Genomic DNA, 20,113 nt, shown 5'->3' with positions numbered 1-20,113 from the left:
TAAAAACTCACAATCAGCAGGCGCGTATCCTCGCAGATCTGCGCCCGCGATGCGACAATTTAATCGGCTCTTCATCCGGTGGCGGATCCGGCATTGGCTGCGGACGAGGTATGGGATCGGGAATGGGAACCGGGTCGGTCGGTAGCGAATCAGTGTGCGGCGTTGCAATCAGACAGTTCATATACCCCTCCAGTTATTCAGGTTGGCTCTTTTAGGGTAGACGCTGATTTCCTGCAGGCAAAAAAAAGCCGACTAATCTAAGTCGGCGTCGTACGAATCAATTGTGCTATGCAGTAATTCAAAAAAGGAAGTAAGACAATATGGAGCGCAACGCCCATCGCTTGACGTTGCATTCACCTGCGAGAGAGATATTGCCCCGAATAGGTAGATGGTTTATTGACTTCGCTCAAAAACCAGGACGTTTTCATGCGCAAAAGTCACTAAAAAACGTTGTTGTTACAACCATTTACTACGATGCAACCATAAAGTAACACCACCAATCAGGACCACTAACAGAATACAAAAAAGTGAGAAGCCAAACTGCCAGCCACCGCCAGGGATACCGCCGAGGTTAACGCCAAACAGCCCGGTTAAAAATGTGCTGGGAAGAAAAACCATTGCCATCAATGACATTGTATACGTTCGGCGAGCCAGAGACTCCTGCATAACCTGCGCAATTTCATCCGCCATAATACCGGTCCTGGCAATACAAGCATCTATTTCATCCAGCCCTCTCCCTAGCCTGTCAGCGATATCCTGCATCCGCCGCCGATGGTCGTCGGTCATCCAGGAAAAACGTTCGCTCGCCAGCCGGGAATAGACATCGCGCTGAGGCGCCATATAGCGGCGCATCACAATTAACTGCTTACGCAGCAATGCCAGGAAACCACGCGGCGGAATCTGCTGATCGAGCAGGTTATCTTCCAGATCAATAATCTTATCGTGCAGTTGTTCGATAAACTCACTGGCATGATCGGTTAGTGCATCGCAAACATCCACCAGCCAACTACCACAATCAGCCGCTCCCGTGCCTTCCTGGAGATCGCTGACCACATCATCCAGTGCCAAGACTTTACGCTGACGCGTTGAGACAATCAGACGTTCATCCATATATAAGCGCATCGCAACCAGTTGGTCAGGTCGCTCGTCGGTGCTGCCGTTAATACAGCGCAGCGTAATCAACGTACCTTCCCCTACCCGGCTTACGCGTGGGCGTGTGCTTTCACCCGCCAGCGCATCACGCACGTTATTGGGAAGTAAAGGCGTTGTCGCCAGCCATTGCGCGCTTTCAGGATGGGTATAATTAAGATGCAGCCAGCAGGGATGTTGACTGTCGATAACATCGTTATCTTCCAGTGGTTTCACCCCACCACGGCCATCCAACAGCCAGGCAAACACGGCATCCGGCACATTAACATCCGTTCCCTTAATGGCTTCCACAGCGCCTCCACAAACATTCAGCTTTTTTCGTTAGTCTAGCTGTCAGAATATGTTAAGCAATATCTCATTGTCCCATTGTGCTGAAATGATTCATAAAAAGTATCTGATAATAAGAAAAGCGCCGACGAATGCGGCGCTGGTTACGAGATGCCCCTCTCAGGCCCGCTGGCGTCTCTCTGATTCAAGCGTATGACTTAAGCGAAATTTATGCGTTCGCGATTGAAGGTCAATCACCTGGTTTTTCAGGATACCGGAGGAGTCAGAAAGCTCATCAACCATAATGGCATTACTTTGAGTGACGTTCTCCAGTTCGGCCAGAGCATGGGTAATTCTGATAATCCCTTTCTCCTGCTCCTGCGTAGTGGTTAATATCTCGCCCATCAGTTGGTTTAATTGCCCTGCCCCCCCGACAATATCATGCATGTTTTTTTCAGCTTCACGCACAATAGCAGCGCCTTGCTGAACATTTTGATGGGTTTGGGCAATCAGTTGCTTAATATTCTTAGCGGCATCTGCACTGCGGTGTGCAAGCATTCTTACCTCACCGGCCACCACAGAAAAACCTTTGCCATGTTCACCGGCCCTTGCAGCTTCCACAGCAGCATTCAATGCCAGAATATTTGTCTGGAATGCAATACCATCTATCAGCGTAATAATTTCTGTCATTTGCTGTGCGCATTCGGTGATTGAACGCATATTTGTCGCAACCTGCACCATTAATTCGCCACCCTGACGGGCGCATTGCGTGGCAATTGTTGCCTGGGCGCTGGCTATTTGCGTGTTATCAGCATTATTCCGCGTATTAACCGCTATTTCATCCATGTTGGCAGCCGTCTGCATTAATGCTCCGGATTGCTGTTCTGTTTTCACTGAAAGCTCGGCGCTGCGTTCCGCCAGCTGTTCAGAAAGCGTCATCGCCGTTTGCGAGGATGTTCTGATCTCATTAACGAGTGCTGAAATATTACTTGATAAGCTATTGATGCCAGGAATTAGTCTACCCGCACAGTTATTACCAAACTCGGGAATACTGATTGCCAGATTCCCGGATGTTACCTCTTCAATGCTTCTTTTGACCGTATTAATCGGCATGACCAGATATTTCGTCATGTACCACCACAAACATAATATAGAAATAATGCTTACCGCATTAGTACCAATAATAATTTCTGGGGTAGCCGAAAAAATCATTTCAACAACATTGAGCGCAACCGCCGTAATGAGCAGAAATAAAACAATAAAGGTTCTGACGCTAATATCATTTAACATTTTAACCCTGTGCACCAAGAAATAACGTAGATGTTATTTTTATAGCATCTGCAATACAGATTTCCATTGCTCTGTGACGAAAGCTGAACTTTCAATGAGAGCCAGAAGACCTTTTACTTAAGTCAATAAATTACACTAGTCATTCATAATAGGTCAGCACTTTATCCCACCAATGGCTGTAATGTTCCCCACCATCAGATTATTGTGATGGCGAGCACGTGACGAGCATAAAACACACAGAAACATAATTTTTATGAATGTTTATATAAGTAATGGCTTGTCATTTTCAATATCTTGCCCTTCGCTCTAATACTCATTGCAAAAACACAAGAACATTCCTGGTTTTATCAGGTTAACTGGACAAAACCTGCTAGATTTATCATCACGGCTTTTTTTCGATAGGTAGTAAGATGTTGCACGTGTCGTGGGACCCTGTATTGATTGGGATTTCCTTTGTTGTCGCATTTATTGCCTCCTTTATTGCCCTCGACAGCGCGGGTAAGGTAGCAATCTCCAGCAAACGTGAATCTACCTTCTGGCGGCTATCTGGCGGCGCTACGCTGGGTATGGGCATCTGGTCGATGCATTTTATCGGTATGCTGGCCATGAAAATGACTATGCCGATCAATTATCACCTATCACTCACCGCGTTTTCGTTCTTTATTGCGCTCATTTCTGCAACTCTCGCCATCAATATCGCTATTTCCGGTAATACGCTATCAACAAAACGACTGGTCATTGCCACCAGCATATTGAGTGCCGGCGTTGTCACGATGCACTATGTTGGCATGTATGCCATTATCGAACATGTGGCCATCTCATGGGATCGCTCGCTGATTTTGCTCTCTGTAATTATTGCCGTCGTTGCGTCTGGCGTAGGTTTATGGCTGGCCTTCCATTTACGCCAAAACACCCGTCGCGTGCTGATTAACCGACTTATTGCAGCCCTTATTATGGCGCTGGCAATTGCTTCTATGCATTACACCGGTATGGGAGCGGCAACGTTCACCCATTTTGGACACACTGCGCACGATGGGCTCAGTACGCTGGAACTCTCTGTCTGGGTCTGCGCCGTCACGCTAATTATTTTGGGTATCATGCTGGTCGTCTCGATGGTGGATTCACAACTGCGCACTTCCCGACTGGCTGACAACCTGCATCAGTTGAACTGCCAGCTTGAACATCAGGTCCACTTCGACGCGCTGACCGGACTTGCTAATCGAACGCAAATAGATACCCGCTTACAGGCCTGCCTGCGGCATTCCAAATTGCATCAACAGCATTTCGCGTTGGTATTTATCGACCTCGATCGTTTTAAAGTCGTTAACGATACCTGGGGGCATCACATCGGCGATCAACTGCTGATTGCCAGTACACAGCGTATCTACAGTTGCCTTGATGATTCAATGACGCTGGCAAGACTGGGGGGAGATGAATTTATCTTGCTGGTTCCAGACTGCAACCCGCAGGCTATCTCCGCCTTGCTTGCGCGAATTTCAGATGCGATCGGTGACCCCTTTACCTTATTCGGTCATACCATTCGGGTTTCGTTAAGTGCGGGGAGCAGTATTTATCCCGAACATGGCTCGACACTGCATGAGCTAAAAGTGAAGGCCGATATGGCGATGTATCATGTCAAACAGGCGGGCAGAAACGGCTGGGCTATTTATAGTCCCCAGATGGAAGCTATCGCTGATACGCCGCCGACATTTCTACAGGAACTTTCACAAGCGCTTGAACGCAATCAGTTTGAGCTATGGTATCAGCCTAAATATACCGCCGGAGATCATTCCCTGACTGGTTTTGAGGCGTTATTACGCTGGCATCATCCGGAGCGCGGCATGCTGCTACCGGCTGAATTTCTGCCTGCGCTGGAAGAAACGGGCCTGATTATTCCCGTCAGCAAATGGGTTATCCAACAGGCATGTTTGCAGTTGCATCAGTGGACATTACAAGGGAATACAGAATGGACGCTCGCCGTTAACCTCTCTCCCGCCCAGTTTGAACAGCATGATATTATTGATGTTGTTTGCAACGCCCTGGCGCAATACCAACTTTCACCTGCCTGTCTCACGCTGGAGCTCACGGAGAGCACCGCACTTAAAAATTTAAAACGCAGTATTGAAATCCTGAATGCTTTCTCTGCTTTGGGGATCACCGTTTCTATTGATGATTTCGGCACTGGTTATTCAAATATATTGATGTTGAAGTCACTGCCGGCACGGGAATTAAAAATCGACAGGATATTTGTCAAAGATATTAGCGAGAACAGTAAAAATACAAAAATTGTGTCTACCATTATTGACATAGCTCACTCCATGAATATGCGCGTGGTGGCTGAAGGAATAGAAACTCAGGAGCAGGAAATACTTCTTACCCAGATGGGGTGTAGCATGCTGCAAGGTTTCCTGTTTGCAAAACCGCTGCCAGCGCATAAGATTCATGAACTGATCCAACAAGAAAACAGCATCAAACAAAAGCCAGTCGTACAACCCTTGTCTCACCGACAATCAATAACTTTGTGAGACTGTAATATCTAAAATATTCGCCATTAAACGGGCAACACAGCAGATAAAGATAACGGGATTATCGATGAGCACAACCGAGCTGCATTCACTGGATTTGTTAACCTTTCCGGTGTGGATTGTTTCGCCACAAACCGAAGAACTGGTGTTCGCTAATATCGTTGCACGTGAGTTAATGCAGGATCTCTGTTTTTCCCCACTGCGCAAAGGCATATTCTCAACGCATTCTCAACATGATTTAACAATGTATCTCAGTGACTTGAGCAATCATCATCACGTTGTTGAGATCCTCACGGTTTACCGCGATGGTGAGGAAATCGCGTTGGCCAGCCGCCTGTCCATTAAATCTCTGCCGGGCGTGGGGGATGTTATCCTTTTCGAAGGCATTGAAACGCCTACTGCGCAAGGTCTGAAAGCCAGCCGTTCAGCAACTTATCAACGAAAAAAACAGGGCTTTTATGCGCGTTTTTTCCAGACAAACTCCGCGCCAATGTTACTGATTGATCCGTCCCGCGATGGCCTGATCGTTGATGCAAACCTCAGTGCCCTGAATTTTTATGGTTACAACCTTGATGTGATGTGCCAGAAACATACTTGGGAGATCAACATGCTGGGCCGCCATATATTGCCGGTAATGCATGAAATCGCCCATCTGCCCGGCGGCCATAAGCCTTTGCACTTTGTCCATAAACTGGCAGACGGCACCTCACGTCATGTGCAAACCTACGCCGGACCGATTGAAATTTACGGTAATAAACTCATGTTGTGCATTATTCATGACATTACCGAACAAAAACGGCTGGAACAGGAGCTTGAGCATGCCGCTCTGCGTGACCCCTTAACGGGATTACTTAATCGCCGGCATTTTTATCAGGTAACCGAGCCGGAGCAGACGCATGCGGTATCATTGACGCAGGACTACAGCCTGTTGTTGATCGACACCGATCGTTTTAAAAGCATTAACGATCTCTTCGGTCATTTAAAAGGCGATGAAGTGCTTTGCGCTCTGGCCCGCACACTGGAATCCTGTGCACGAAAAGACGATCTTATTTTTCGCTGGGGTGGTGAAGAATTTGTGCTGCTGCTACCGCGAACCTCGCTGGATGTCGCCCTCAATCTTGCAGAAGTGATCCGCGCGACGGTAGCCAAGGTTACTCTCCCTGGTCTTCCCCGCTTTACCGTCAGCATTGGCGTTGCGCGGCACGAAACGAACGAAAGTATTGATGAATTATTCAAACGCGTGGACGACGCGTTGTACAAAGCCAAGCACGAAGGCAGGAACAGAGTACTGGCCGCCTGATGAATACGTTGATCAGCGGCTGCGCTTAGCGTGACGCTCCCAGTTTTCCTGTTTTGCCTGCGCGGTTTTACGTAATGCCACATAGCATGCTCCGCTGCCGCCGTGATGCGGCAAAGCGGCGCAGTAGGCCTGGACGTCATCAAATTCTGTCAGCCAGCGCGCCACATAGCTGCGAACAATATTGGCATGAGCGTTATCGTCACGCCCCTTACCGTGTATCACCAGCACGTTACGTAATCCATCTTGCTGTGCCTGTAGAATAAAACTGAATAGCATCTGGCGGCATGTTTCTACGGGCTGGCGGATGAGATTAAGGCTCGCCTGCTGCGGATATTTTCCGGTTCGCAGTTTGTCAGTCACGCCGTGCTGTAAACCTTCGCGACGAAACTCCAGCGGCTCGTTCAACGGGATAATATCGAGAAACCCCGTCGTGAGAAAGTTATCCAGTTGAAGCGTATCGATACGCGCCGGAGTGCGGATATTACGCGTTGGCTGCCAATGTACATCGGCGCAGCCCTTCAGCGGTTGGACATCCCCCATAGCATCCAGAAACAGCGAAGCATCATCAAGATTCATGTTTCTTCCTCCAGCGAATTACGACGAGCATTATCATAACCGCGCACTATTATACCGACAACGGTTTACGATTATTTCCAATAATTCACCCGACTCGCTCCGCTGAAAAGATCTACTCACGACATACAGATATCCGTTTTTAGGGGTATAGCTGCGACTGTCGCTGGCATGATAATGTGTAACCTCGCCTGAACGCTGTAATGAGAGAAACGGATGCTGAACTTACTGGAAGACACCATCGACACGCCGCTGGGCCCGCTGTGGGTTATTTGTGATGAGCAATTTCGCCTGCGCGCGGTGGAATGGGATCAGCACCGCGATCGCATGGAACAATTGCTGGATATTCATTATCGCACAGAAGGTTATCAGCGTATTACAGCCAAAAACCCTGGCGGATTAAGCGATAAACTGTCGGAGTATTTTGCCGGGAATCTCAGCATTATTGACACGCTGGAAACAGCAACGGCTGGCACGCCTTTCCAGCGCGAAGTCTGGCAAGCATTACGCACTATCCCGTGTGGGCAGGTCATGCACTACGGTCAACTGGCCGAACAGTTAGGGCGCGCCGGTGCTGCAAGAGCCGTCGGTGCGGCCAATGGCGCCAACCCGGTAAGCATTGTGGTCCCCTGCCATCGCGTCATTGGGCGTAACGGCACCATGACTGGATATGCTGGCGGCGTGCAGCGAAAAGAGTGGTTATTGCGTCACGAAGGCTATTTGCTACTCTAGATTCCAGGCAATTAATGCCTTATTCGTCACACTTTCGCATAATGTGACCACAAATTTAATGCGGTTAATCAAGGAGATACAAACATTCATTCCGGTTATACCTGAATTATTCTCTATTGGGAGTAGCTCAGGCTTACGTGCTCACCAAAAAGATGTTAAAATTGACAAATATCAATTACGGCTTGAGCAGACCTATGATCCCGGAAAAGCGAATTATACGGCGCATTCAGTCTGGCGGTTGTGCTATCCATTGCCAGGATTGCAGCATCAGCCAGCTTTGCATCCCGTTCACACTTAACGAGCATGAGCTTGACCAGCTCGATAACATCATCGAGCGCAAAAAGCCTATCCAAAAGGGGCAAACGCTCTTTAAAGCAGGTGATGAACTTAAATCACTCTACGCTATCCGCTCCGGAACGATTAAAAGCTATACCATTACCGAACAAGGCGATGAGCAAATTACCGGCTTCCATCTGGCGGGTGATCTGGTCGGTTTTGACGCGATTGGCAGCGGACATCACCCGAGCTTTGCCCAGGCGCTGGAAACCTCAATGGTTTGCGAAATTCCTTTCGAAACCCTTGATGACCTGTCCGGAAAAATGCCGAATCTGCGTCAGCAGATGATGCGTCTGATGAGTGGCGAAATCAAAGGCGACCAGGATATGATCCTGCTGTTGTCGAAGAAAAATGCAGAAGAGCGCCTGGCGGCCTTTATCTACAACTTGTCTCGCCGCTTTGCCCAGCGCGGATTCTCGCCTCGTGAGTTCCGTCTGACCATGACCCGCGGCGACATCGGTAACTACCTGGGTCTGACGGTTGAAACCATCAGCCGCCTGTTGGGTCGTTTCCAGAAAAGCGGTATGCTGGCAGTGAAAGGCAAATACATAACTATTGAGAATAGCGACGCGCTGGCAGTTCTTGCTGGCCACACGCGTAACGTTGCGTAATCTTTCCGCAAGCATTTCTGTTATCCTTCTGTCAAATCGCTAAATTTTCCCGATTTATTGATCTGGCAGGAGGTTCTCCCCTGTTTCAATCCACATTATTGGGTTACTCTTTTAATTACAAACTGCGATGACAGTTGTAAGGAGACCCTGTATGGCTATGTATAAAAATATGCTGGTCGTCATCGATCCAAACCAGGACGATCAACCAGCATTACGGCGAGCTGTTTATTTGCATCAACGGATTGGTGGCAAAATTAAAGCCTTTTTGCCAATCTATGACTTTTCCTACGAGATGACTACCCTGCTGTCGCCCGATGAGCGTACGGCAATGCGTCAGGGGGTCATCAGCCAGCGAACAGCATGGATCCGTGAACAAGCAAAATACTACATCGAAGCAGGGATCCCTCTTGAAATTAAAGTGGTATGGCACAACCGTCCCTTTGAAGCCATCATCCAGGAAGTCATTAGTGCTCAGCATGACCTGGTCCTCAAAATGGCACACCAACACGACCGCCTCGAAGCCGTAATTTTCACGCCTACCGACTGGCATTTATTGCGCAAATGTCCAAGCCCGGTATGGATGGTTAAAGACCAGCCATGGCCTGAAGAAGGTAAAGCGCTGGTTGCGGTGAACCTCGCCAGTGAAGAGCCTTATCACAACGCGCTCAATGAAAAACTGGTCAAAGAGACGCTGCAACTGGCAGAACAGGTTAACCATACTGAAGTGCATCTGGTTGGCGCCTACCCTGTTACGCCAATCAATATCGCAATTGAACTACCTGAGTTTGACCCCAGCGTTTATAACGACGCGATCCGTGGACAGCATCTGCTGGCCATGAAGGCGTTGCGCCAGAAATTCAGTATCGATGAGAAAGTGACGCACGTTGAAAAAGGATTGCCTGAAGAGGTCATTCCTGATTTAGCCGAGCACTTGCAGGCGGGTATTGTAGTACTGGGTACCGTCGGTCGTACCGGTATTTCTGCCGCGTTCCTTGGTAACACCGCTGAACAGGTTATCGATCACCTACGCTGCGACCTGCTGGTCATCAAGCCGGATGAATATCAGACGCCAGTTGAACTGGATGATGAAGAAGACGATTAACCACACAACTCAATGCCGGATGGCGATCTCATCCGGCATAACAAACGCTTAGTGTTGCTCTTCGCCGCCGAGGAAATAGATTCCCAGCGGGATAGCCAACAGAATCGTAAACACCATGCTGTAGACACAAATCATTGCCGATTGAATGGCGTACATTGAAGCGGTCCAGTCGGATAGCGGAATGTCATACTGTTCAATCACACCACCGATCGTCGCTCGCGTCACGACCGACGCTGCGATAATAAACACCCCAAGCAGGCACAACAGAAACTTCCGTCCCTTCGCTGTCTTCAGCTTAGCCATGATCATAGTACTGTCCTTTTGCAGATGAAAACCTTGTTACTTTGCGCTAACAATACCATGACATCAACTGACTGTCTGCTACATAAACCGCTTTCAGGGTGGATACCAGCGCTATTTCGCCGAAAATAGCGCTAATTGCATTATATATCTCCCCTATGGATTAATGATCTGACCGCCAGAACTGAGTAAAATATTCGAGGATTAGGATATCAGAAGATATTTCACTACCACGGAGCTGTTGGAAGAATCATGATCGCTGAACTGTTTATAAATAATGCGTTTAATTTGACGGTAATTCTCAGCTGCTGTGCCGCGCTGGTTCTGATGAGCGTCTGGTATCATCGTGGAGAGCGTCGCTGCAAAGGATTCATATTTCATGCCGCGCAATTTCTTGTCTATGCCATTATCATCGGGACGTTAGGCAGTATTGCTAATAACGTTATCGAAAATTACAGCCTGAAATTTATCTCCTCCAGCGTGGTCGACTTTATCTGCACCTCGTTGATTGCGCTGATCCTTACCATCAAACTTTTTCTGGTAATTAATCAGTTTGAAAAGACGCAGATTAATAAAGGCAGAGATATCACCAGCGCGAGGATCCTGTCGCGAATCATCAAAATTACCATCGTGGTTGCTATCATTTTGCTGTATGGCGAACATTTCGGTATGAGCTTATCCGGCCTGTTAACCTTCGGCGGCATCGGCGGTATCGCTGTAGGTATGGCAGGCAAAGACATTCTGAGCAACTTTTTCTCAGGGATTATGCTCTACTTCGACAGACCCTTTAGCATCGGCGACTGGATCCGCTCCCCGGACCGCAATATTGAAGGTACAGTTACGGAAATCGGCTGGCGAATGACCAAAATAAACACCTTCGATCATCGTCCGTTATATGTCCCAAACTCGATTTTCTCCTCTATCAGCGTAGAAAACCCAGGAAGGATGACGAATCGCCGCATCAAAACGGTGATCGGGTTACGATATGAAGATGCTGATAAAGTCAGTGCCGTTGTCGAGTCGGTCAGAGAAATGCTGCAAAACCATCCGGGAATAGACCAGAAACAAACCCTGCTGGTTTATTTTAATGAATTCGCCGATTCATCGCTGAATATCATGGTGTATTGCTTCACGAAAACCACCGTGTGGCAGGAATGGCTTGCGGTACAGCAGGACGTTTATTTAAAGATTATTTCGATAGTCAAGGCACACGACGCCGACTTTGCGTTCCCCAGCCAGACGCTGTATATGGATAATCCTGAAGCATCGCCATCGACACACTAACAAAAGAAAAGGCGCGGAAATCCGCGTCTTTTTTCTGCACTTATTTCAATGAGGCAATATCAATGACAAAGCAGTACCAGCGCCAGCGTTGGAATATACGGATTCAGGTCATGTAGATACAGGACTGTATCAATAATCAGCTCAAACTGATTCACTTCGGGCATCGGATTCTTTACCTGCAGAACGCGTGCCCCGCACAGCTCAGGGGAGCAGGTTGTACTCAGCGTCGCTTACCGGTTCAAGCCACTCGTTCGATGCGCCAGCGGCCGGGATTTCCACAGCGATATGGGCAAACCAGCTATCACGCGCGGCGCCGTGCCAGTGTTTCATTCCCGCCGGGATGTGTACGACATCACCGGTTTTCAGTTCACGCGCCGGTTGATTCCACGCCTGATACCAGCCTCTGCCGCCGGTCACCAGCAAGATTTGTCCCCCTTGATGATGGATATGCCAGAAGTTACGACAGCCCGGCTCAAATGCTACGTTACCAATGACCACGCCTTCCATGGAGAGCATGGTCAGATAGCTGTCGCCAGTGAAATATTTCGCATACGCTTCATTTTTCTCTCCGCGAGGAAAGACGCTGTTACCATCAAATTGTTGATTCATAATCTCCGCGCCGGCGCTGGAGACGGTATTCCGTTGATTTTGCATTTCGACTCTCCAAAACGGTGGCAGCACGCGCCACCGATGCTGAAAACTATAAAAATTATAGAGACTCGACAGGCGGGTGATTAGAGGTGAAAAGAAGGACAACCTTATGAATCATGCTCATCAATAGTCGGTAACAGGTACAACATTTCTACTGGAGATGGCGTGAAGCCTTAGGCCACAATTTCAATCAAGTTGCCGTCAGGATCGCGTATCACCGCTTCGTAATAGCCATCACCGGTGGTGCGCGGGTCAGAAACTAATATCCCCTGTTCTTTTGCACGCATTGCCATGGCATCAACGTTTTCACTGCCGCCAACTGAAATGGCGAGATGCACCCAGCCTGAGGTGTTATTGTCGGGAGCATGTTTTGTCAGTCCAGGCTTAGTCATTAACTCAATCGCGATATCCTCACCAATTTTGACAAAATAGGATTCAAACCCTGGATTGGTTTTACTGCAGTATTTTTCGTTGATCTTTGCGTCAAAAAACGTGACCCAGAATTGAGCTTGTTGCTCGAGCTCCCGTGTCCATAACGCCATATGCGCAACCTTCATAGCTAACCTCTTCTTGTTGTATCCAAACAATAGGTTCCCTAAAGGGATGTTGACATCGAGAACCATAATGCACAATTATGCTTGTTATTGCTCGATGTTTATTTCACTGGAGTATTGATGCTCGATTACGCAGCATTCCCTGAACAGCGCCAGGCGCTTATCTATCAGATCCTGCAGGAAAACGGCAGAGTCATCTGTTCCGAACTCGCCAGCAGGTTAGGCGTTTCGGAACATACAATCCGCCGCGACCTGCATGAACTGAGTAAAGATGGCGTGTGTAAAAAAGTCTATGGCGGCGCGGTCATTGCACTCCCTGAATCCGAAGACATCACCGTGCGCAAGAGTATTAATGTGGCGAAAAAGAGCAACATCGCGCAGAGATGCGCCCGGATGGTCAAATCCGGAAGCTGCATTTTTATCGACACGGGCAGTACTAATCTGGCGATGGCTGAAGCCCTACCCGCCGAGCTGGCGTTAACCGTGGTAACAAATTCCCCGGAGATTGCCGCCGTTTTACTAAAAAAACCACTGTTTGACGTCATTATGCTGGGCGGCGCGGTGCAACGATCTTCTGGAGGGTGTGTGGGTGCCACCGCTATCTCGCAGGTGCAGGACATTTTATTCGATCAGGGATTTATTGGCGGCTGCGCGATGTCGCCTGAATCCGGCTTAACCGGATTTGATTACGCGGATTGTGAGTTCAAAAAAGCGGTGATCAAACAGTGTAATGAAACCATTGTCGCGCTGACGGCTGAAAAGATCCCGGCCGTCGCCCGTTATGTCGTTACCGAAAGCAGCAATATCGATGTAATTGTCGTCGAGGAAAATATCAGCAAAGAGTATGCCACGGCGTTTCAGGCGCACGACATTCGTATTTATACAGTGTAACCCATTCTATTGGGTGATACCTTTTCCATTGCTTTCATGACTCACCTTCCCCACAGCCTTGCCTGTTCGGGAAATCGCCAATGCAACGTCCCGAACAGGCCAGCTATATCAGTGCTTCACAATATACATTGTGCGGCTATAAGCCACATCTTCAGGGTTAGTAATCGGATACCCTTTCAGCCACGGTTTAATTAAACGCCCGTTGGTGTACTGATAAATCGGCGCAATGGGAGCCTGTTCCATCAGAATGTTCTCCGCGGCGTTATAATCAGCATTGCGCGCTTTCTGCGTATTCTCCAGGGTTGCCTGGGTCAACACTTTATCGTACGCCGGATTATTAAAGCGGGAGATATTGCCCGTATGGGTTGATGTTAATAGCGACAGGAACGTAGATGGTTCATTGTAATCGCCCACCCACGAGGCGCGGATCACATCAAAATTGCCGGTATTGCGGCTATCGATATAAGTTTTCCACTCCTGGTTTTGCAGTTTCACGTCAACGCCGAGATTTTTCTTCCACATAGACGCGACAGCAATAGCAATCTTCTGATGATTTTCAGAGGTGTTATACAGCAGCGTCAGTTTAAGTGGTTTCTGTGGACCATAGCCCGCCGCACGCAGCAGCGTTTTCGCCTGCGCGTTCAGCTCTTCCTGACTCATTTGCTCAAACGGTGAAGGTTCCGGCACAAACCCTGCCGTTACATCCGGCGTAAAATGCCATGCGGGCTTTTCGCCGGTACCCAGAACTTTCTCCGCCATCAGGCGACGATCGATAGTCATGCTGAGCGCCAGGCGCACGCGTGAGTCGGCAGTCGGTCCCTTCTGGGTATTAAAGGCATAGTAGTAAGTGCCAAGCTGCGGCGGGGTATAAACCTGGCCCGGGATGTCCTTCAACAGTTTCTGATACATGTTTTTCGGGAAAGACTCGGTAATATCGATATCACCAGCAAGATAGCGCTTGGTCGCTGCCGATTCCTGGTTAATAGGCAGGAAGGTGACTTTTTGCAGCACCGTTTTGGCGTTGTCCCAATAATGCGTGTTCGGCACAACGTCCAGTTTTTCGTTCACCACACGATCTTTGAGCACATAGGCGCCGTTACCAATTAGATTGCCTGGTTTGGTCCAATCTTTACCGCTCTCAACGTTAGCTTTTTGTACCGGATAGAAAGCAAAACTCGCCGTCAGATTGGCAAACCATGGCAGCGGTTTATCCAGTTGGACCTTCAATGTACGCGCATCGATCGCGCTAACGCCGAGCTTATCTGGCGAGGCTTTTCCATCGATGATCGCCTGTGCGTTGTTAATACCCGCCAGCGCAGCAAACCAGGCAAACGGCGACAGCGTTTTCGGGTCAACCAGACGCTGCCAGCTATAGACAAAATCCTGTGCCGTTACCGGCGTACCATCTGCCCATTGCGCATTATCGCGCAGCGTAAACGTCCAGATACGGTTATCGTTGCTTTTCCACTGAGTGGCAACACCGGGCACAATCTCGCCCTTCTCATTCTGGTTGACCAGCCCTTCAAATAAATCACGAATAACCTGAATTTCAGGAAGCCCGACGGCCTTTGCCGGATCCAATGACGCCGGTTCGTCTTTGATATGACGCACCAGTTCTTGCTTTTCTGCCAGTACCGTTCCGCTGGGAACATCAGCAGCCCAGGATAATGAAATGCTGCTTACCAATAGCGCACAACAGGTTACTGAAACAGAATGCTGCATAAAATACCCTCAATTCCGGCTACTAAGTGAATGTGTAATTATTTGTATCGCCAGCAGGAAATGCAATTAACTTTCGACAAGGAAATAATATTACATCTGAAAAGATAAGTGTGTGAAAACGATTTGATTATCCATACATTTTGCACAACACTGCGAGTAACAATCCACGCATTCAGAGATGACTATGACCGTTACCCGACCCCGTGCCGAGCGCGGCGCATTCCCACCTGGAACCGAACATTACGGACGTTCATTATTAGGCGCGCCGCTAATCTGGTTTCCCGCAATGGCGGCCGATCGTGAAAGCGGTCTGATACTGGCAGGAACGCACGGCGACGAAAACGCATCGGTTGTCACCCTTTCCTGCGCATTGCGTACGCTTAATCCTTCCTTACGTCGTCACCATGTGGTGCTGGCGGTTAACCCTGACGGTTGCCAGCTCGGGCTGCGCGCAAATGCGAACGGAGTGGATCTAAACCGTAACTTTCCCGCTGCCAACTGGAAAGCGGGTGAAACGGTGTATCGCTGGAACAGCAGCGCAGAAGAACGCGATGTGGTGTTGTTGACCGGCGAAAATCCGGGCTCAGAACCAGAAACCCAGGCGCTGTGCCAGCTTATTCACCGAATTCATCCTGCGTGGGTGGTCTCTTTTCACGATCCGCTGGCCTGTATTGAAGATCCCAGACGCAGCGAATTAGGCGCGTGGCTGGCGCAGTCGTTTGAATTACCCCTCGTCACCAGCGTAGGTTATGAAACGCCCGGCTCATTTGGAAGCTGGTGCGCAGACCTGAACTTACACTGTATAACCGCCGAATTTCCGCCCATCTCTTCAGATGAAGCGAGCGAGAAATACCTGCTGGCCATGTCCAATCTCCTGCGCTGGCACCCTAGAGATGAAGTTGTCCGGTCGTAAAATGCAGGGCCGGCTCCGCGTCGCTGGCAAGCCAGGTCGGGCCATCAAGATCGGCAAAGTTAACCTGCGGCGTAAGCGGTAACGCCGCCCCAATCGCCCGGGAAGTACACAGCATGCAGCCCAGCATTAGCGCAAATCCCTGCTCGCGGGCTTCGGTTGCCAGCGCCAGCGCCTCCGTCAGGCCGCCTGTTTTATCCAGTTTGATATTGACCATTTCATAGCGCCCGTGCAGCGCTTTCAGGCTGCTGCGGGTGTGGCAGCTTTCATCTGCGCAGATCGGCAGCGGATGCACAAAATTTTCCAATGCGGCATCGTCCTGCGCTGGCAGCGGCTGCTCCAGCATCGCCACCCCTAAATCAGCCAGCAGCTGGCAGCGCGCCGCCAGACCTTCTGCCCGCCAGGATTCATTGGCGTCGACAATAATCGTGGCATCAGGGACTGCTGCACGAATAGCAACCATCCGCTCGCTAATCAAGCGCGCGTCCAGTTTAACTTTTAGCAGTTTCGCGCCATTTTCCCACAGTGCAGCCGCACTCACCGCCATTTGTTCCGGCGTGCCAATTACCACGGTTTGCGCCGTCGTCACCACTTCCGCCAGCTCACTTCCCACCAACTCTGCCAGTGACAGTTGCTGTTGACGCGCACTCAGATCCCACAACGCGCAGTCCACAGCATTACGCGCGGCTCCCGCTGGCAGCAGCTTTTGCAGCTCTTCACGCGTCAGTCCATTTTCCAGTTGTGGGGCAATGCTCATAATTTGCGCCAGCACTGAGGCATCGCTTTCACCATAGCGCGGGTACGGTGTGCACTCGCCGATACCCGTGACGCCGTTTTCTGCCACTTCAACCACCACCACATGCGCTTCGGTTCTGCTCCCACGGGCAATAACAAAGGGAGTGTGCAGCGGCCAGGCTTCCTCATACACCTTAACTGTTCTCATTTGCTTTCCTTAATGCAGTCCCTGAAGCGGATATCCGCAAATAGCGTTTGCCGTGTTAACTGCTGATGGCATAAACTAGCCTCGACGTTAACTATATGTAAACAGGAAGATAACCATGTCACAAACCGTTCATTTCCAGGGCAACCCGGTTACAGTTGCCGGCTCAATTCCTCAGGCTGGAAGCAAAGCTCAGGCTTTTACCCTTGTGGCTAAAGACCTGTCTGACGTTACGCTGGGCCAGTTCGCAGGCAAGCGCAAAGTGCTGAATATTTTCCCAAGCATCGATACCGGCGTTTGTGCGGCATCGGTACGTAAGTTTAACCAACTGGCGACAGAAATCGACAATACCGTCGTACTGTGCATTTCGGCCGACCTGCCATTCGCCCATTCACGTTTTTGCGGCGCGGAAGGTCTGAGCAACGTTATCACGCTGTCCACCCTGCGCAACGCAGAATTTCTGAAAAACTACGGCGTAGAAATCGCTGAAGGCCCACTGAAAGGTCTGGCCGCACGTGCCGTGGTCGTTATTGATGAAAATGACAACGTCGTTTTCAGCCAACTGGTCAATGAAATCACCAACGAGCCAGACTACACTGCTGCGCTGGACGTACTGAAAGCTTAAGCCACGTCTTGCACATACGGAGGTAATGAATCTGTTGCCTCCGGCGTATTGCTACGTTCACCTTATGTTTGTCACTTCTCTGAGGCAATACAACCTGTGAACGTGTTAAGGGTACTATCGCCGTACCCTTAACAATCCCGGCTCCCGGCTGGAAAATTGCCGCTCCGCGGTTCCCTCCGTTTATTCCTCCAGGCTACCGGGCCGGGCGCGAGGTAGCATCCCTGCAAAACGCGCCCTGAACCCGCATCCCTGCGGGTTCTCCCGGCCTTACGGAAACACGTCGGCAATTTTCAGCCGGACCAGCCCACACCTGACCTCCTGCACTTTTATTGGAATATATCTGAACAGCAAAACAGATTTAACTGGAAGTCAGTGCGCAGCAGCGATGACCCCGGTCCGGCTGAAAATCGATGAGGCGTTGACGGCTGACCGGGTCTGCCCGCAGGGATGCGGGCAGAGGGGGCGGCCTGCAGGGACGCAGGCCCGGCCCCGACCCGACAGGCAGACGGCATAAGACGAATGAATCGCACAGCGACGATTTTCCCGCCGGGAGCCTGGGTTGCAAGGGAGGCGGCGGTGAGCCTCCCTTGCACGTTCACAGATATCTGCGCTTCAGAAAAGTGATACCACTGAGGTGAACGGAACCCTGAGCCGAAATCACATGTTCTCCATAATGCTTAACTGACAAGCATTACTCTGGCCAGGAGGCATTTTCATTTACCGCGTTACTCTTCGCTTTTTTTCTGCTGGCTCAGGCCGTATTCACGTAATTTGTTGGCAATCGCGGTGTGCGAAACGCCGAGGCGCTTGGCCAGTTTGCGCGTGCTGGGATAATTCATATAAAGCTGCGTCAGCACAGAGCGTTCAAAGCGGCTGGTAATTTCATCCAGCGATCCTTCCATCACCTCTTCTCCGACCGCAACCGTTGCCGCATCGTAATCCGGCAGTAAAATATCCTGCGGCCGCAGCTCATAGCCTTCAAGCTGAGTCAGCGCCCGGTAGATGGCATTTTTAAGCTGACGCACGTTGCCCGGCCAACCGTAGCGGGTTAACACCGTGCTGAGATCGGCAGACAGCTTCGGACGCGGCACGCCCTGCTCGTCGGCGAAGCGCGCCACAAACAGTTCGGTAAGCGGCATAATATCCTGCGGGCAATCGCGTAGCGGCGGCAGATTTAGCGTCAGTACATTCAGTCGATAATAGAGATCTTCACGGAAAAGCCCTTTCTGCACCATTTCCACAAGGTTCTTTTGCGTCGCGCAAATCACGCGGACATCAACATGAACTTCGTGATCTTCTCCCACGCGGCGGAACGTACCGTCATTGAGAAAACGCAGCAATTTGGTCTGCATACGCGGCGACATTTCACCAATTTCATCTAACAGAACCGAGCCGCCATTCGCCTGCTCAAAGAAGCCTTTTTTGCCTTCCGGGGCATGGCCAAACAGCTCACTTTCGACCGCATCCTCAGGAATTGACGCGCAGTTTAGCGCCAGATACGGCTTCGACGCACGCGGGCTTGCCAGGTGGCAGGCATGGGCAAAGAGATCTTTGCCGGTGCCGGTATTACCGGTAATCAGCAGTGGCGCACTCAGTGTCGCCAGCTTACGCGCCTGTTCCACTACGTGTTTCATTTTGGCGCTGACGGCAATAATCTGGCTAAACGCGCTCAGATCCTGCGTAGTCATATTTTGCAGCTGACGCCCCATCCGGATGGTGGAGCGCAGCATGACAACAGCACCAGTCAGCATCTGCTCCTGATTTTCACCCTGCAAATGGACAGGCGTAATCTCCATCAGGAAGTTCTGTCCGTTAATTACGACATGCTCGCTATGAGAATCCTGCGGATTGCTCTCGAGCCAGCGCTGGAAGTTAAACCCATTGATTAACTGGGCGGCGGTATGATTGCGCATCCGATCCTGAGTGTGCGCGAAAAGCTGACAGCTCGCAGGGTTCGCCATCTCGATTTTGCATTTCATATCCAGAGAAAGGACCGGTTCTGGTAACGCCTCAAGCAGCGCACTCAACGCAAGATGTTCTCGTTCGGAAGGCATCCAGGGCACGGTACGCACATCCGTAACCCCTGAAATACGGCGGATTTCAGCCATCAGGCTACTGAAGTTGGTGAACTCCAGTTCCGCAAAATTGAGGTAAATTCGCCCGATGGGGTCAATCTCGATACCGCGTAAATCAATGCTTCTCAGCACCAGTAAATCGAGCAGTTCGCGGGTCAGACCAAGTCGGTCTTCACAAAAGACTTCCAAACGCATAGGAACCTTCACCTGGACAAGGGATTATGTATTAAATGATAAGACAGTATTGGGTTTGCAGGAAGAACTCTGTCAACAAAT

General features: G+C 50.0%; 19 protein-coding genes. 9 read left to right on the top strand and 10 right to left on the bottom strand.

All coding sequences use genetic code 11. The features are described from left to right. Nucleotides 1-13: 13 nt before the first annotated feature. From N0B36_RS14645 to N0B36_RS14635, 3 genes are all read right to left on the bottom strand, one after another. Nucleotides 14-181: a hypothetical protein gene (locus N0B36_RS14645; RefSeq protein WP_016153197.1), complete on the bottom strand. Its 168-nt coding sequence runs from the start codon at nucleotides 179-181 to the stop codon at nucleotides 14-16. 275 nt (nucleotides 182-456) lie between these two features. Then, nucleotides 457-1,440: a zinc transporter ZntB gene (gene zntB / locus N0B36_RS14640; RefSeq protein ID WP_016153198.1), complete on the bottom strand. Its 984-nt coding sequence runs from the start codon at nucleotides 1,438-1,440 to the stop codon at nucleotides 457-459. A gap of 156 nt (nucleotides 1,441-1,596) precedes the next feature. Next, on the bottom strand, nucleotides 1,597-2,706 hold the full coding sequence (locus N0B36_RS14635; protein ID WP_181633667.1) for a methyl-accepting chemotaxis protein: 1,110 nt from the start codon (nucleotides 2,704-2,706) through the stop codon (nucleotides 1,597-1,599). Between the two features lie 410 nt (nucleotides 2,707-3,116). Between N0B36_RS14635 and N0B36_RS14630 the strand changes: the two genes are divergently transcribed. Continuing rightward, nucleotides 3,117-5,231: a bifunctional diguanylate cyclase/phosphodiesterase gene (locus N0B36_RS14630; protein ID WP_259688550.1), complete on the top strand. Its 2,115-nt coding sequence runs from the start codon at nucleotides 3,117-3,119 to the stop codon at nucleotides 5,229-5,231. A gap of 67 nt (nucleotides 5,232-5,298) precedes the next feature. Continuing rightward, on the top strand, nucleotides 5,299-6,531 hold the full coding sequence (locus N0B36_RS14625) for a sensor domain-containing diguanylate cyclase (protein ID WP_104652048.1): 1,233 nt from the start codon (nucleotides 5,299-5,301) through the stop codon (nucleotides 6,529-6,531). 12 nt (nucleotides 6,532-6,543) lie between these two features. Here N0B36_RS14625 and smrA read toward each other — a convergent pair whose 3' ends face one another. Continuing rightward, nucleotides 6,544-7,107, bottom strand: coding sequence for a DNA endonuclease SmrA (smrA, locus tag N0B36_RS14620; protein ID WP_016153202.1), 564 nt, complete (start codon nucleotides 7,105-7,107; stop codon nucleotides 6,544-6,546). A gap of 213 nt (nucleotides 7,108-7,320) precedes the next feature. Between smrA and ogt the strand changes: the two genes are divergently transcribed. The 3 genes from ogt to uspE all read left to right on the top strand — a co-directional run bounded on the left by ogt (nucleotide 7,321) and on the right by uspE (nucleotide 9,885). Next, entirely contained in the window at nucleotides 7,321-7,836 is a 516-nt protein-coding gene (ogt, locus tag N0B36_RS14615) for a methylated-DNA--[protein]-cysteine S-methyltransferase (RefSeq protein WP_016153203.1), read from the top strand. Nucleotides 7,837-8,030: 194 nt separating this feature from the next. Further along, the gene (fnr, locus tag N0B36_RS14610; protein ID WP_003020397.1) at nucleotides 8,031-8,783 is read left to right on the top strand and encodes a fumarate/nitrate reduction transcriptional regulator Fnr; all 753 of its coding nucleotides are present in this window, start codon (nucleotides 8,031-8,033) and stop codon (nucleotides 8,781-8,783) included. 151 nt (nucleotides 8,784-8,934) lie between these two features. Further along, the gene (uspE, locus tag N0B36_RS14605) at nucleotides 8,935-9,885 is read left to right on the top strand and encodes a universal stress protein UspE (protein ID WP_016153204.1); all 951 of its coding nucleotides are present in this window, start codon (nucleotides 8,935-8,937) and stop codon (nucleotides 9,883-9,885) included. 48 nt (nucleotides 9,886-9,933) lie between these two features. Here the strand turns inward: uspE and N0B36_RS14600 are convergent, their stop codons facing one another. Continuing rightward, a complete protein-coding gene (locus tag N0B36_RS14600) occupies nucleotides 9,934-10,194 on the bottom strand; it encodes a DUF2534 family protein (RefSeq protein ID WP_003020403.1) in 261 nt (86 codons plus the stop codon). Between the two features lie 243 nt (nucleotides 10,195-10,437). Between N0B36_RS14600 and N0B36_RS14595 the strand changes: the two genes are divergently transcribed. After that, nucleotides 10,438-11,469: a mechanosensitive ion channel family protein gene (locus N0B36_RS14595; RefSeq protein ID WP_115190545.1), complete on the top strand. Its 1,032-nt coding sequence runs from the start codon at nucleotides 10,438-10,440 to the stop codon at nucleotides 11,467-11,469. Between the two features lie 201 nt (nucleotides 11,470-11,670). On the opposite strand, the gene N0B36_RS14590 is transcribed toward N0B36_RS14595, so the two are convergent. After that, nucleotides 11,671-12,078: a cupin domain-containing protein gene (locus N0B36_RS14590; protein ID WP_181012498.1), complete on the bottom strand. Its 408-nt coding sequence runs from the start codon at nucleotides 12,076-12,078 to the stop codon at nucleotides 11,671-11,673. Nucleotides 12,079-12,293: 215 nt separating this feature from the next. Beyond that, nucleotides 12,294-12,677, bottom strand: coding sequence for a VOC family protein (locus N0B36_RS14585; RefSeq protein WP_200046749.1), 384 nt, complete (start codon nucleotides 12,675-12,677; stop codon nucleotides 12,294-12,296). Between the two features lie 117 nt (nucleotides 12,678-12,794). On the opposite strand from N0B36_RS14585, the gene N0B36_RS14580 reads away from it, so the two are divergent. After that, on the top strand, nucleotides 12,795-13,565 hold the full coding sequence (locus N0B36_RS14580) for a DeoR/GlpR family DNA-binding transcription regulator (protein WP_047500391.1): 771 nt from the start codon (nucleotides 12,795-12,797) through the stop codon (nucleotides 13,563-13,565). A gap of 108 nt (nucleotides 13,566-13,673) precedes the next feature. Here the strand turns inward: N0B36_RS14580 and mppA are convergent, their stop codons facing one another. Next, nucleotides 13,674-15,287, bottom strand: coding sequence for a murein tripeptide ABC transporter substrate-binding protein MppA (mppA, locus tag N0B36_RS14575; protein ID WP_016153209.1), 1,614 nt, complete (start codon nucleotides 15,285-15,287; stop codon nucleotides 13,674-13,676). 184 nt (nucleotides 15,288-15,471) lie between these two features. Here mppA and mpaA point away from each other — a divergent pair, with 184 nt between their 5' ends. Further along, complete coding sequence (gene mpaA / locus N0B36_RS14570) at nucleotides 15,472-16,200, top strand: murein tripeptide amidase MpaA (protein WP_016153210.1); 729 nt, start codon at nucleotides 15,472-15,474, stop codon at nucleotides 16,198-16,200. Here mpaA and ycjG read toward each other — a convergent pair. Beyond that, nucleotides 16,175-17,140, bottom strand: coding sequence for an L-Ala-D/L-Glu epimerase (gene ycjG, locus N0B36_RS14565; protein ID WP_016153211.1), 966 nt, complete (start codon nucleotides 17,138-17,140; stop codon nucleotides 16,175-16,177). The two genes, mpaA and ycjG, sit on opposite strands and share 26 nt — an antisense overlap. 115 nt (nucleotides 17,141-17,255) lie before the next feature. Between ycjG and tpx the strand changes: the two genes are divergently transcribed. Continuing rightward, nucleotides 17,256-17,762: a thiol peroxidase gene (gene tpx / locus N0B36_RS14560; RefSeq protein WP_016153212.1), complete on the top strand. Its 507-nt coding sequence runs from the start codon at nucleotides 17,256-17,258 to the stop codon at nucleotides 17,760-17,762. 725 nt (nucleotides 17,763-18,487) lie between these two features. Here tpx and tyrR read toward each other — a convergent pair. Further along, nucleotides 18,488-20,032 (bottom strand): transcriptional regulator TyrR, encoded by a 1,545-nt coding sequence (gene tyrR, locus N0B36_RS14555; RefSeq protein ID WP_259688543.1) that lies wholly within the window; start codon nucleotides 20,030-20,032, stop codon nucleotides 18,488-18,490. Nucleotides 20,033-20,113: the final 81 nt, after the last annotated feature.

The sequence above is a fragment of the Citrobacter sp. XY323 genome (genome assembly GCF_025106035.1).
Lineage (GTDB): Bacteria > Pseudomonadota > Gammaproteobacteria > Enterobacterales > Enterobacteriaceae > Citrobacter > Citrobacter braakii.
Note: the sequence above shows the minus strand (reverse complement) of the source record. Positions and strands in the feature narration are given on the sequence as shown.

Excerpts from the sequence above, each read along its gene's own strand:
- N0B36_RS14645 (WP_016153197.1), bottom strand. The coding sequence starts at position 181 with ATGAACTGTCTGATTGCAACGCCGCACACTGATTCGCTACCGACCGAC.
- N0B36_RS14635 (WP_181633667.1), bottom strand. The coding sequence starts at position 2,706 with ATGTTAAATGATATTAGCGTCAGAACCTTTATTGTTTTATTTCTGCTC.
- N0B36_RS14630 (WP_259688550.1), top strand. The coding sequence starts at position 3,117 with ATGTTGCACGTGTCGTGGGACCCTGTATTGATTGGGATTTCCTTTGTT.
- N0B36_RS14625 (WP_104652048.1), top strand. The coding sequence starts at position 5,299 with ATGAGCACAACCGAGCTGCATTCACTGGATTTGTTAACCTTTCCGGTG.
- smrA (WP_016153202.1), bottom strand. The coding sequence starts at position 7,107 with ATGAATCTTGATGATGCTTCGCTGTTTCTGGATGCTATGGGGGATGTC.
- ogt (WP_016153203.1), top strand. The coding sequence starts at position 7,321 with ATGCTGAACTTACTGGAAGACACCATCGACACGCCGCTGGGCCCGCTG.
- fnr (WP_003020397.1), top strand. The coding sequence starts at position 8,031 with ATGATCCCGGAAAAGCGAATTATACGGCGCATTCAGTCTGGCGGTTGT.
- uspE (WP_016153204.1), top strand. The coding sequence starts at position 8,935 with ATGGCTATGTATAAAAATATGCTGGTCGTCATCGATCCAAACCAGGAC.
- N0B36_RS14600 (WP_003020403.1), bottom strand. The coding sequence starts at position 10,194 with ATGATCATGGCTAAGCTGAAGACAGCGAAGGGACGGAAGTTTCTGTTG.
- N0B36_RS14595 (WP_115190545.1), top strand. The coding sequence starts at position 10,438 with ATGATCGCTGAACTGTTTATAAATAATGCGTTTAATTTGACGGTAATT.
- N0B36_RS14590 (WP_181012498.1), bottom strand. The coding sequence starts at position 12,078 with ATGAATCAACAATTTGATGGTAACAGCGTCTTTCCTCGCGGAGAGAAA.
- N0B36_RS14585 (WP_200046749.1), bottom strand. The coding sequence starts at position 12,677 with ATGAAGGTTGCGCATATGGCGTTATGGACACGGGAGCTCGAGCAACAA.
- N0B36_RS14580 (WP_047500391.1), top strand. The coding sequence starts at position 12,795 with ATGCTCGATTACGCAGCATTCCCTGAACAGCGCCAGGCGCTTATCTAT.
- mppA (WP_016153209.1), bottom strand. The coding sequence starts at position 15,287 with ATGCAGCATTCTGTTTCAGTAACCTGTTGTGCGCTATTGGTAAGCAGC.
- mpaA (WP_016153210.1), top strand. The coding sequence starts at position 15,472 with ATGACCGTTACCCGACCCCGTGCCGAGCGCGGCGCATTCCCACCTGGA.
- ycjG (WP_016153211.1), bottom strand. The coding sequence starts at position 17,140 with ATGAGAACAGTTAAGGTGTATGAGGAAGCCTGGCCGCTGCACACTCCC.
- tpx (WP_016153212.1), top strand. The coding sequence starts at position 17,256 with ATGTCACAAACCGTTCATTTCCAGGGCAACCCGGTTACAGTTGCCGGC.
- tyrR (WP_259688543.1), bottom strand. The coding sequence starts at position 20,032 with ATGCGTTTGGAAGTCTTTTGTGAAGACCGACTTGGTCTGACCCGCGAA.